Here is a 12592-nt window from a genome sequence, read left to right on the forward strand (position 1 = left end):
CCTCCCCCGCGCCAGGGGCGCTATCAGGGCTTCCCAGAAAATGTCTAACGCAGACTCAGTCTATCTGAGATCTTCAAAGTCATTATGGGTTCTGCTTTATTTAAATACAGCCCAATATCAAAGCGATAGATAGCGACACACATCGATGCCTGTTCAAATTATTGGTACCAATTGGCTAGTATTATTGCCCTTCGCCAAATTTATCTGAAATTAGCGAAAGGATCGCATTCATTGCTGCCTGCTCGTCGAGACCTTCGGTCTCAAGGGTAATTATAGTGCCGATACCTGCTGCGAGCATCATAACGCCCATGATGCTCTTTGCATTAATCCGTCGGCCGTTACGCGTCATCCAGATCTCACACCGAAAGCTGCCAGCTAGTTGCGTCAACTTAGCTGACGCCCGTGCGTGGAGCCCCAATTTATTGATGATCGTTGCTTCCCTTTGAATCATATGCTGGTTAGGTCAGAATTAAAGCGATGAAGAGTCTATATAGGGCAAGAAGTGGGGATACACAGTACACTCGTCTCAGGATCTGCCAGCAAATCGAACTGAGAGGCACTAACGCGAGTCCCCGATAATCAAAGCCATTGCGGAACGGGTGAGTGTACACAAACCGCCGTAGAAGACGTACCTAGCACGACGCTATGAATACCATTAGCGGCACCTTGCAGTGCTTTTTCTGCTAACTTATCGGTCGGCAGCGTCCGATAACACACCGCGCGCACTAACATCGGAAGATTGACGCCAGTGACTACCCGAACGTGTGGCAATGCTGCTAATTGAACAGCAATATTAGTCGGTGTTGCACCAAACATATCAGTTAATACCAGTGCACCATTATGACTGGTCACCTGCTGTAGCTGTGCGTGCGCGTCGGCCAACGCCACCACTGGGTCACAGTCCGGTGTCACATCTAACACTCCGATACTCGGTGGTAGATCGCCATAGAAATGTACAATACAATCTCGCAACGCCGATGCTAGTGGTACGTGGGCGATAATCAAGATGCCAGCCATGTCAGTCTGCGCCAGAATCAACATGAACTTTAATAGTGTATCAGGATAAATTATGTCTTGACTTTGTTTTAGTCAGTCGCTCTTTCCATTTTACCGATAAGTATCAGTGGCAATACTTAACTATGCTACTTGGAAGACTCTTGAACACAAGTGTTCATCGTTGCCTTGATCTTTGCCAATTAATTAGCAATTATGTGCTCATACAAATTAGCAGAAAGCCGCTACTGAGCCGGCACTAAGATGAGTGCACTATAAAATAGTAGTTATTTATATCGACGATTAAAGGAGATCGCATTTTGATCTCCGACGTCATTTCATGCATATACGAAGTACCTTAACTCCTCCAAATTGGATCAATATTTATGGGTTGTTTCGGCACTGATTAACTATCTATAGTTAATCGCGCAGCCAGCAATGCTAGACATGTAAATAATGTCGTATATCTTATGCATGTTTAGTTAGCTCTCGATTTCTGGATATACCCGTATATAATCGGTCCACCCAGGTGGACCCAGAGAGCATCTCATGTAGCAAAGAAGTGTAAAACCTTAGTAACTTGAGATCTTCAAGACCAATAAAACGAATATAGAAGATTCGTTAATTCGGTTCGGATCAGAATACTTTTCTGCGTTGCAAAATTTTACTCAGCATGGCTGTACCCCTACTGCTATAACCGCAGAACAGATATTACTAGGTGCAGCTAAAGTTTAATAGCGGAAATCAGATATCAAAGACCCGCAGTGGCATTCCTGATGCCTACTAGGCATGCTCAAGATTTATAAAATACTTGTCGTATAGCATCTATCCATACACTCGCGTTCTTGTGCATCGATCAGATATCGATCGATGATCTATATCTGATTATCTTGACTAAGATGAATAATACGACGCGCTGTAGATCAGCGTAAAGAATACTTTCTTTACTGTCACTGCCGTATTACCCGGGAGGGGAGTAGTGAGTCTCTATTAATATTGCATCACTTTATTACTAATATAATTCAGAATTCCTCCTTTGTATAGTTAACCGTTCTTTGCCCGCACCATAGATGTGATAAGAAAATACACCATAATGAACTATGGAGTCATTTACACCAGCATCGCTAAAAATTTATTTAGTTTGCGCATACACCGCAGATCAATGCCGGTGTAATGATCGTAAAAGTGATCTGGAGTGGCCTAGATAAAGAAATTCTGCGATCTTCGTAGCTGTGAACATCTGCTATCAACTTGATAGGTTTTTCACCGACAAGACTCATACTAATATCAAAGCGTATCAAAACCAACCGATAAACAAGTTACTGGTACGAGGGATAAGCGATAACCAAGCACTGCTTAAATCATTATCTGGATAGGTGATCGAAACGAGCTATCCCAGGGTCACGGGTAAGTGCTTCGTGTTCACTCGTTTGACTTAATAAAATCAACAATATACTTCGCGCTGCAATGTGCTGAGGCATTCTACCTTTGGTAATCAAAGTTCTTAAATTTGACTACTATAATTTCACGGCACTAACTAACTGATTAATAGTACCTTAGATAGTCATGAAGTGTTATCAAATATTCCAGGGTATTTCCAGGGGATATCCGAGACTTAAACCCATTAAAGCTACGCATTCGCTCAACTATGCGCTATCGTACTGCACGATAGTGAAAATAAGTTGTCGTACACGGATTTTATACCATATTTTAGCTTTAGGAATAACGATGAAACAGCGAAACAGTACATTGAACGATCTGAAGGCTTACCTCAGAGAGGTACTAAAAAACTCACTAGCAAAAGATGTCGAGCGCAATGTCAAGACAATTTTATTGCAAGGTCTCTCTAGGTTAGATCTGGTCACGCGCGAGGAATTTAACACTCAATCCCAGATTCTTTCTCGCACACGACTTAGACTCGAGGCACTAGAGCGGCGTGTAGATCAACTATAAGGAGGGGGGTTGTGCGTACACGCGGATAAGCAAAGCTAGAGCTAAGGAAGGGCAGTAGCAATGTATAGTGTCACCTATCTAGTCATCCGCATCATACATCTACAGTAGATATTCCTCATGGAATATCTCAGCACTAGAAATCGCTTACTGTTTGTCGCACATCATATATTAATTGTATAATTAACCCCAGTGCCAGAAAGTTAATATTAGAGTATTAAGCATCTTAGTGCTGTTCCTTGACAAGGCTATCCGTTCAGCAGCACAGAGACGCATGAGACACCTAGCAAGCTACTTTACACTAGTCAAATTACAATTTTATAATTTTTCGGTCTGCTGAGAATAGACTCAAGTTTTCTACTGCCGAAAAACAATTATTAGTATTAGTTTCTACCATTCACTCGTTTTCTTGAGGTTTTTGCGTAGCTATCCGGACATCGGATCACTCAGAGCACCTTGTTATCGAGGGTGCCCTCGCGGCCATCTGCTAAGATGGCCTCACTACATCAGTAGTGTAAATGCTAATTTATATGCTAACCCATAACTAATTGCGTGTTGATACTTAGCACTGCATCGCGCCAATACCCTACCTATTCGGTACTACTCTACACACCCTGTTGCAAACGATACGAATAGCATTCGGAAATAGAATCGGAATATGCTATGAACAAGGTTTTCATGTTTTAGCGTATTATCATCGATTTTAATCTGGGTGATGATATTTATTCGCCTCGGCGAGGCGGGTAGAATGGTAGATTTTCAATCGCCACTATCTAATTCTGCCAGCGACTCGCAACTGTAACACTAGTTACATATGAGTATATAATTATCTTAAGTTAAGTGCCGGCATATGAGAATTAAGCTATAGCTCACCTTTGTAAAAAATAAATTTTGTGCTTATACGCATGCGTCCCAATAGAGAGACCTCTCTATAGCTATAGTTAAAAAACTGTATATTTTTTATATTAACCTAATAAAAATATAAGAAATTTATTTATAATATAGTCATGTGACTTTTAATAAAGTAATATATCATTCGGATGAATATCCTGAAAAAATCACAAGCATTATATTCGCATCTTCTACAGATTACTGAAAAATATATATTAAAAATAAATAACTAACACCACTTTTTACAGTGGTTTTTACAGCTGCTTCTGTGGCATATTTATAATAGTTCTTATTACTACACGCTATGCGACGTAAAATTACGTAGCGCATAATAATTATCAATTTAAGTTACCCGGAGAAATACTAATTTAGTATCAAGATAGCAATCTCACCTCCACTACGATGAGTGACCGATGAGTGACTATCTAAATAAAATAATACGGATTATAATAAGTTGATCTAGTTATAGCGAGCATAACTCGCCTCATGGGGTATCATTCATGAATGATAAAATCATAGCGCATAGTTACGATAACAGCTAGTCATATCAGTCGCAAAATTCGTGAGTCAGCGTTACTACATGCCTACATTCCTCTAATCTATTGCAGATGCGCTTGTTACTACATGATGTGGAATATAACCTAATGCTTGCGTAGTACGTTATACTAAAATTCCGAAACTGGCATTTAGAGTAGAGAGGGAAGATAGTCCTAATACCTAACAGCCTAGCAGTGTCTTTACGGAGCAGCCAGCGGACGAGTCTCCCGCGAGAACATAAGTTGTCGAAGACAACCTCATGTTTTCTACTATGGCATAAGCGTTACTACCCACTTTTTAGCTCTCGATAATACCTGCTCCCTGCGCCTGCATATCTGCATGATAACTAGAGCGTACCATAGCAGCAACAGCCGCATGAGAGAAGCCCATGGCATAGGCTTCTCTCTCATACATCTTAAAAGTGTTTGGATGCACATACGTGCGAACGGGTAGATGGTACTCGGATGGTTGTAAGTACTGACCAATCGTCAGCATATCTACATCATGTGCCCGCAAGTCGCGCATAACGCATAGGATATCTTCTTCAGTTTCACCGAGCCCAACCATCAACCCTGATTTAGTTGCAACATCTGGATGTAGTGCCTTGAAAGTTTGCAATAGCTTTAATGAGTGGGCATAGTCGGAGCCTGGACGCACTGCTTTGTATAATCGTGGCACAGTTTCGAGATTGTGGTTCATTACATCAGGGGGAGATGAGTTAAGAATTGCTAGGGCACGATCTAACCGCCCCCGGAAATCCGGCGCTAGAATCTCGATCCGAGTTTTCGGCGACAGCTCGCGGATCCACCGAATACATTCGGCAAAATGCCAGGCGCCACCATCGCGTAAGTCATCGCGATCTACACTAGTGATCACAACGTATTGCAGTTTGAGAATGGCGATGGTACGCGCTAGATTCACTGGCTCCTCAGTATCTAGTGGATCCGGTCGCCCGTGCCCAACATCACAAAATGGGCAACGGCGCGTACACTTATCCCCCATGATCATAAATGTTGCCGTTCCCTTGCCAAAGCATTCGCTGATATTCGGGCAATTTGCTTCTTCACAGACTGTGTGCAGATTATATGTTCGTAGAATCTGCTTTACCTTATAAAAGTGTGAGTTTCCTGTTACGGCTTTCACTCGGATCCAATCTGGCTTTTTTAGTTTCTCAATTGGCACGATCTTGATCGGAATTCGGGAAGTCTTAGCCTTAGCCTTCTGTTTTTCGTTCGCGTCATAGATAGCAAGAGAGGTATGCATTTCAGATGCATCGGAGGTCATAGCTAGATTAGAAACAGAAATTATCATGTTAAAATTCAGTGTAAAAGCAGCCAACTTTTTGCTCAGGAAACCATGGAGTTTCTCATTACAGGCGCTATATCCAGCTATGTGGTAACGCCGACCGGCGGCAGATTATCTGCCAACCGTTCGACGAGTGTCTGTGCTACGTCATGCCAACACGCTGCCACGCCAAGCGTGGCCATGTCAATCGTTTCCAGACCGACGTAACCACATGGGTTAATATCACGGAATGGCTGAAGATCCATCCTCAGGTTAAGGTCCACGCCGTGATACGAATAGCCATTACGGATTCTTAGGCCAAGTGCTGCGATCTTCGCGCCAGCATGGCGATACGCGAAACCAGCAGCAATATAAATGCCCGGTGCACCTGGGCGGCGCTCGCCAGTCACATGATATTCCGCCAGTGTGTCAATCACTGACTGCTCGATACGCATTACTAGGTCACGAACCCATAAATGCCGGCGCCGTAGGTTGATTAATAAGTACGCGATAACCTGACCTGGTCCGTGATAGGTAATCTGCCCGCCTCGATCAGCTCGAACTAGAGCAATACCGTTATCTGCGGCTAGCAGATGAGCTGGATCACCAGCTTGTCCTAGGGTGTAGACTGGCGGGTGTTCAACTAACCAGATTTCATCTGGAGTGAGTGGTGTACGTCTAGCTGTAAACGCACGCATTGCATCGAAGCTTACTTCATAGGGATCAACACCGCGCCATCGTACGATAATATCGTTAGATACTGTTGCCACAGCGACTGATCTCAGTGTTGAATTGAATGGACGGAGTAGGCATAGTTCATCATTTTACTAAAAAGCCAGTTGGTTTTCTAGTGACTATAACTATCAGACCAAAAACTACTACTATGCTTTTCATCGGAAGTCATACTGAATAGTCTTGATGACTATCATATAATTTATCAGACCGAAGCGATAACGATGCGCTTAGCATCACCTAATTGACAACCTTGTTAGTGCTGTAGTTAATTAACACTAACTATTTTCCATGATAAGTGGCTGTGCTGAGCCGATGATACTATCACATAGTTTATCTAAATTGAACATACCATTGATATTTGAATAAAAAAGTTTCATCGTATATCTATACGCTACACACCAGAATATGCAAAGATAACTAAAATCGTAGTAGTATCTTTTTACGATAAAAAACATTTTTTCCAGATTTCCAGATGTTAAAAATATTTAATTAGTACATCTAATACAGTAAATACTACTATAGTATATTAGTAAAGAACCTACTTAGATCTAATAATATTATATAATCTCATATATTTTAAAGTATTTTAGATTTTGACAAACTAATTCCATAGCGGTTCCTCTCCTTTAGAGGAACTATTTATCATATGCAGCAGCTGCGCGTAGTTATTAAAACTACGCGCAGCTAGAGTTCAAACCCAACTAAATACCGCTTAAGCGTACAAGAAAGTAGAATACGTTAATACCTGATAAGCGTTCTACCACCTGAATATTTCCGAAATTTCCGCTACTACCCACGCGACTCGAATTGCACGGCGCTAATTATCTGAGCTGATTCGTTTTAGCTATCGCTTGATAATAGGTTGTACTTGCACGGCGCATATACACCCAATTTTAATAACAGTCAGTTTTTTTCGATGATATGCAACGACATCAAAATATACGCTTTATTAGATGGTAAGCTTTAACGACTAAAGAAAGCAGCGAATTGATGGGTATGATAATTGGGCTTAGAAAATTATTTGAGAATAATGCTCATTTTTTATCAGAGCACGATCTTGACCATTGGGTGTCCGGTTAAAACACAATATAGGTCATCGAGTTGCACACGACTAGTTATATGGACAGTTACAGTAAGGCAGATGTAGTTGCTTTTCTTAGAGAACCGACTTTGGACTCGGCTGTCGTCGAACTCGGAATCGAATTCCTGAATTATCTTAACGATAACTTGCTGGAATTGCCAATTCACCTTGCCGATAATCTTAATCGGAAAGTCCTGAGGAAACTTCAGCAAGACTTCATTAGATAAGCTCATAACAGCATTGCTTTGTCCCTTAGTTTGATTAAACTTACCCACCACCACGAGTAGCTCAGCTTATTAAGCTGATTATTTGATCTTGGACTTACGTATTTTTAACTAGCATCAGTAACGCTGAATCCCATAGGCGGCCAAAGATGCCTGCTCTCGGTACGGCCTTCAACGATACGGCTGGAAACTGCGTCAGAACTTTGCCATCGGCGACGACCTGTACTGTATTGACTATCTGCCCGTCAGTAATTGAACCAATGAGTATATTATGACGCTTGAATATTATCTTGATTTTATTGCGCCATCCCTTCGGAACCGTGATGTATTGATCGCTTTTAACGCCAACTGGAACGTAGTTTTGCTGGCCCTTATAAAGGCGCGCCGCATTGATGATTTGATTGGCTTTGTATAAACGTACTGTGTCATATGCAGCATAGCCATAGTTTAGCATTTTTAAGCTGTCTTTTGTACGGTCATACTCTTTTGGAGCGCCCATCATTACACTCACAAGCCGGCGAGATGTATCTGGCGCTTCTGGTAGCGGCCGTTTTGCACTGGCAATTAGGCAGTAGCCAGCCGCTTTTGTGTGGCCGGTTTTAAGTCCATCTACGCTTGGGTCAATCCATAGTAACCGGTTGCGGTTTAGTTGCTTAATTTTATTGTATGTGAAATCTTTAACCCCAAAGATAGAATAATACTCAGGATAGTTCCGAATCAAGTGGATCGACAGCACAGCTAAGTCAGCCGCACTCGTGTAGTGCATGGGATTAGGCATGCCATTCACATCGGTGTAGTGCGTATTCTTCATGCCAAGCTTCTGTGCTGCATCATTCATCATTTGCACAAAGTGTGATTCGCTACCGCCAACAAGTTCAGCCAGTGCGATCGCCGCGTCGTTACCTGACTGTACAATCATTCCATATACTAGGTCATGCACAGTTACTGGTTTGTTCGCCTCGACAAACATACGTGACTCATCTGTGTGAACGCGACGTATTATTTCGCTCGGTACTATAGTTTGCTCCATCGAGACTTTTTTTGTCTTTAATGCATCAAACACTAAGTATGCGGTCATCAGCTTAGTCAGTGAAGCAGGCTCGACCCGTTCGTCAGCATTAGCTGAGGCAAGCGTCTGCACACTATTGGCATCGATGAGGACCCACGAGCGCGCATGTACCGCCGGAGGCGGTGATACTTGTGCGAGCACGTCGTCGGTGGCAAAAATCAGCGTAGTAGGCAGTACACACGCGAGCGTTGCTGCACTCGTAACAACACCTCGGAAAATAGTCACGTACATAAAAATTGAATCAATATTCAAGAGTAAAAATTTGCGCAGCGAATTATGCTATAGCGATCGCATTAAGCATTGATGTTGACACGCTGTGAACGAGTACGCCTTTTAAAGGTTATTATACACTCTAACTATCGGAAATTACCTAATACAGATGCAGATTAAACGAAGTGGACTCAATAAAACGTGCCTCTAGTCACTAGCATGTTGGCCGGGTTGAGCTCGTGATTTATTTTCTACGGATTAATCAAGATTTTCTTTATTTGATTGAATAAATCTATATTATTCTAATGCTATAATAGAATAAGATAGATTGATCCATATCTATACAACTTTCTTATCAAGACAGTTTCATAGATATATGATTATCACTGATATTATCAGGCCGGACACACTTACGGCCAAACTCAGCGTAGCAACATCCTACCAACTGAGTAACTCTAACCTTAATTTAGCTACCTTCGTCTACCTGTCTATAAGGATCTAAATTGCGATCTGACTGGGGTAGAGTACCTATCAAAGTGAATATCTGCACTTTGTCGACCGTCAGTTGATAATAGCGTACTGATTGTATCGGCGCATAAGCTAGTTGCATTAGTTATGGCGAAAAACTATATGGAAAGCGATTGTTAGCGCGATATTTATAGGTAGTCAGATCGCAAATAATCGACCCCAGAATACAAGATTCTGCTCTAATACTAGATTTCTGAAACACTAGCACCTGTTAAGCTATGCAATCAGTATAATCTAGCTGCTGGGCAGCGCGTACCTGACTTCAAGAAATGTGTCGTCTCTGGTTATTGGTTCTGGTGCGGTCTACGAGCGTCTAGTACAGCGCGATGCTGGCAGTATCTAAAGACGAATTTCTTTTTGGAGGGAGTAAGCTCTACAACGCTAGAGCTAACATACACAGAATAGCTGTGTGATATCCTCAAAGACCATTATTAACAATGGTGCGTATATTACGCGATGTGCCTAAACTTAGGCCCTCCTCTTGAGCATGAGGATCTTCCCGGATCAGCATCGTTAATAATCGACAGCCCGGGGCCGGTAACAATGTAGGTGTTCTCGCCGAATAATCGTGTTCCTACATAGACAAATACAATCGTACGATTTAGCATAGAAATGTGGCGGTTTCGCCTGTGCGGTGGCTTATCTAGATTAATCAGTGTGACTGGTTCAATTTTACGTCATAGCTTAGATGATTTTTCTATTGCCTGAAGCAGGAAAATCCAGTCAAAAATCTCGAGCTGTGCACTAGTCCAGATAATCATGAATGATAAACTGCTGCTTTCCCATATCTCATACAAACTCTACTACACACGTCATAGATGAATATAGTCTAACAGCGTGCCGACCAGTCCTAGACTGCCCTGCGACCGATCTAGTGCTAGCGGGAGAGTATAATCTGTTGGATAGTCAAGAAAATTCTATACCTGATCACCAAGGCTAGTTCATGTCTTGGCTCTTCCGAATTGATGATAAGCAGTTGTCAACGCCTCGAAATTTAAAGAGTAAAGGGTTAAGATGGCTTCCACTGTATCGGAAGGCACAGTATAGCCTCGCCATAATAGCAAGATGTCCGACTATTTCCCCCACCAAAATTCGTACGGCATTCTGGATGAGACTGCTTCTGGCAACGATACTGGCCTGGCAACAGCTCGTCGTATTGAAAACGCGCGGCTTCTCCAGTTGCTTGACCCGCAACCCTCGCGCTGGTTACTTGAGGTAGTTTGCGAGACTGGATCGACTAATGCAGATCTTGCTACACAGCTGAAGAAAGCGCGTGGCATACCATTTGAGCCGAGCGTGCGCGTTGCTTATTCTCAGACGGCTGGACGGGGACGACGTGGCCGGCCATGGTTAGCCACCCCAAATAATGCGCTGCTGTTTTCGCTGGGACACTTGATGCCGCGCTCACCGGACCAACTCGCTGGATTGAGTCTAGCACTTAGCGCGACAATCGTAGACGGACTACGCACTTTGCCGCTGGATGATAGCGGACGACTCTCGCTTAAGTGGCCAAATGACATCTTACTAGATGGTGCAAAGCTAGCGGGCGTTCTCGTAGAAACCGCATGGAGTACACGTGATGCCACCGCGCTGGTAGTCGGCGTAGGTCTGAACATCAATGGCACTCATGAGTTACAACAGCAGATCGCATTATTAGATGAAACGCCTTGCACTACATTACCAATTATAGTCAGCACACTGTCCTTCGCATGGCCGAATGCTGCGCTGACCCCGGTTCTGAGCGCAGTGCTTAATGCACTGGCAATTGGGCTAGATCGCTTCAGCCAGCATGGCTTTGAGCCGTTCCGCGATATTTGGATTGCCGGGCATGCCTATGCAGGACAGGAGGTCGTCGTCTTAGAACAAGGCAACGAAATAGCACGCGGTATTGCATATGACGTCAATAAACAGGGACAATTGTTAATATACACGCCACAAGAAGTCCGGGTAATTTCTACGGGTGATGTATCTCTTCGGCTTGCCGCAAACTTCGATACCTCTACTTCTAGCGGTCGTACCAACGAACTGTTAACAGCTTCCGGATCCGGTGTGGCGCTATATTTATCTAGATTGCCCACCGATGGCCTTCTAGCATTTGATACCTCGCTTTCGGGAGCTAGCAAGCGACCAGCCGCCGGATGTGCATGTGAACAACAGCTGCGCAACGACAACACTTAAGCCGACATGATCGATCCTAACCTTGCTGGCATGGTTGGCCACCGTCTAGTGATCGATGCTGGAAATAGCCGTACCAAGTGGGCGCTGGTGCGAACCGATGGTAGTTGGCAGCAACTTGGCGCGTTTTCGCACAACAATCCACTTGACGACACGCAAAGCGATCTCACCGCACACAGAGAACAGCTACAATGGGATGATTTTCCGACACCAATTGATATCTGGATTTCTAATGCTGCTGGCCATGACGTCGCGGCTCGCCTGTCAGCCATGCTTGACGCACGCTGGCCAAGCATCAAACGCACGACTATTGTATCGCGCCACTCGCAGTGTGGAGTAATCAATGGATATAGTGAGCCAGCACAACTTGGTACTGATCGCTGGGCTGGCATGATCGGCGCGCGCGCGGCCTATCCTGGCGAGCATCTGCTGATTGTTACGCTTGGTACTGCGACGACTATTGAAGCGCTGCGCGCTGATGGCATCTTCATTGGCGGCTTTATTGCACCGGGATGGTCGTTGATGATGCGTTCGCTTGGAGAGCATACTGCACAATTGCCGACACTAACGCTAGCTAGCGCACGTTCCGTCCTGGCCGGTAAGGGAGATTTGGACTTTGGCACCGACACACCTGCATCGCTGTGCGCCGGATGTGCGCTCGCGCAAACCGGCTTAATCAAACATGCTTACCTAACATGGCGCGTTGAACTAGGCGATGCACCGATACGAATGGTGCTTGGCGGTGGCGGCGGTGACGCATTAGCGGCAGCGCTAACCGTGCCGTATACACGGCACGATCATTTAATACTATCGGGTCTCGCGCTGATTGCGCAAGACGAGGTGACAGTACATAAGCATGGTACCTAATATGAGTACCGCTTGAAGAACAGAGTATTACAGATGCTGCGCTGCTTG

The 12592-nt window shown here is 44.0% G+C and carries 10 protein-coding genes; 3 read left to right on the top strand and 7 right to left on the bottom strand.

Annotation, left to right across the window (positions count from 1 at the left end):
* Positions 1-181 precede the first annotated feature (181 nt).
* Both GJV44_RS03945 and GJV44_RS03950 read right to left on the bottom strand, forming a co-directional pair.
* Positions 182-451: an HPr family phosphocarrier protein gene (locus GJV44_RS03945; protein ID WP_226806427.1), complete on the bottom strand. Its 270-nt coding sequence runs from the start codon at positions 449-451 to the stop codon at positions 182-184.
* Between the two features lie 128 nt (positions 452-579).
* The gene (locus GJV44_RS03950; RefSeq protein ID WP_226806921.1) at positions 580-1017 is read right to left on the bottom strand and encodes a PTS sugar transporter subunit IIA; all 438 of its coding nucleotides are present in this window, start codon (positions 1015-1017) and stop codon (positions 580-582) included.
* A gap of 1704 nt (positions 1018-2721) precedes the next feature.
* Here GJV44_RS03950 and GJV44_RS03955 point away from each other — a divergent pair.
* Complete coding sequence (locus tag GJV44_RS03955) at positions 2722-2946, top strand: accessory factor UbiK family protein (protein WP_226806428.1); 225 nt, start codon at positions 2722-2724, stop codon at positions 2944-2946.
* Between the two features lie 1722 nt (positions 2947-4668).
* Here the strand turns inward: GJV44_RS03955 and lipA are convergent.
* The 5 genes from lipA to GJV44_RS03980 all read right to left on the bottom strand — a co-directional run bounded on the left by lipA (position 4669) and on the right by GJV44_RS03980 (position 10110).
* The gene (gene lipA / locus GJV44_RS03960; RefSeq protein ID WP_226806922.1) at positions 4669-5655 is read right to left on the bottom strand and encodes a lipoyl synthase; all 987 of its coding nucleotides are present in this window, start codon (positions 5653-5655) and stop codon (positions 4669-4671) included.
* A gap of 104 nt (positions 5656-5759) precedes the next feature.
* Complete coding sequence (gene lipB / locus GJV44_RS03965) at positions 5760-6425, bottom strand: lipoyl(octanoyl) transferase LipB (RefSeq protein ID WP_226806429.1); 666 nt, start codon at positions 6423-6425, stop codon at positions 5760-5762.
* A 1009-nt stretch (positions 6426-7434) separates the two neighbouring features.
* A complete protein-coding gene (locus tag GJV44_RS03970) occupies positions 7435-7704 on the bottom strand; it encodes a DUF493 family protein (protein WP_226806430.1) in 270 nt (89 codons plus the stop codon).
* Positions 7705-7792: 88 nt separating this feature from the next.
* Positions 7793-8995, bottom strand: a complete 1203-nt coding sequence (locus tag GJV44_RS03975) for a D-alanyl-D-alanine carboxypeptidase family protein (RefSeq protein ID WP_226806431.1) — start codon at positions 8993-8995, stop codon at positions 7793-7795.
* Positions 8996-9951: 956 nt separating this feature from the next.
* The gene (locus GJV44_RS03980; RefSeq protein ID WP_226806432.1) at positions 9952-10110 is read right to left on the bottom strand and encodes a hypothetical protein; all 159 of its coding nucleotides are present in this window, start codon (positions 10108-10110) and stop codon (positions 9952-9954) included.
* A gap of 457 nt (positions 10111-10567) precedes the next feature.
* Between GJV44_RS03980 and GJV44_RS03985 the strand changes: the two genes are divergently transcribed.
* Together GJV44_RS03985 and GJV44_RS03990 are read left to right on the top strand one after the other, a co-directional pair.
* Entirely contained in the window at positions 10568-11680 is a 1113-nt protein-coding gene (locus tag GJV44_RS03985) for a biotin--[acetyl-CoA-carboxylase] ligase (protein WP_226806433.1), read from the top strand.
* A 6-nt stretch (positions 11681-11686) separates the two neighbouring features.
* The gene (locus GJV44_RS03990) at positions 11687-12544 is read left to right on the top strand and encodes a type III pantothenate kinase (RefSeq protein WP_226806434.1); all 858 of its coding nucleotides are present in this window, start codon (positions 11687-11689) and stop codon (positions 12542-12544) included.
* Positions 12545-12592 lie beyond the last annotated feature (48 nt).

Source organism: Candidatus Vallotiella adelgis, assembly GCF_020541305.1.
GTDB lineage: Bacteria > Pseudomonadota > Gammaproteobacteria > Burkholderiales > Burkholderiaceae > Mycetohabitans > Mycetohabitans adelgis.

Bases quoted from the DNA above. Each gene is read 5' to 3' on its own strand.
- GJV44_RS03945 (WP_226806427.1), bottom strand. From the start codon at position 451: ATGATTCAAAGGGAAGCAACGATCATCAATAAATTGGGGCTCCACGCA.
- GJV44_RS03970 (WP_226806430.1), bottom strand. From the start codon at position 7,704: ATGAGCTTATCTAATGAAGTCTTGCTGAAGTTTCCTCAGGACTTTCCG.
- GJV44_RS03950 (WP_226806921.1), bottom strand. From the start codon at position 1,017: ATGGCTGGCATCTTGATTATCGCCCACGTACCACTAGCATCGGCGTTG.
- GJV44_RS03975 (WP_226806431.1), bottom strand. From the start codon at position 8,995: ATGTACGTGACTATTTTCCGAGGTGTTGTTACGAGTGCAGCAACGCTC.
- GJV44_RS03990 (WP_226806434.1), top strand. From the start codon at position 11,687: ATGATCGATCCTAACCTTGCTGGCATGGTTGGCCACCGTCTAGTGATC.
- GJV44_RS03985 (WP_226806433.1), top strand. From the start codon at position 10,568: ATGTCCGACTATTTCCCCCACCAAAATTCGTACGGCATTCTGGATGAG.
- lipA (WP_226806922.1), bottom strand. From the start codon at position 5,655: ATGACCTCCGATGCATCTGAAATGCATACCTCTCTTGCTATCTATGAC.
- GJV44_RS03980 (WP_226806432.1), bottom strand. From the start codon at position 10,110: ATGCTAAATCGTACGATTGTATTTGTCTATGTAGGAACACGATTATTC.
- GJV44_RS03955 (WP_226806428.1), top strand. From the start codon at position 2,722: ATGAAACAGCGAAACAGTACATTGAACGATCTGAAGGCTTACCTCAGA.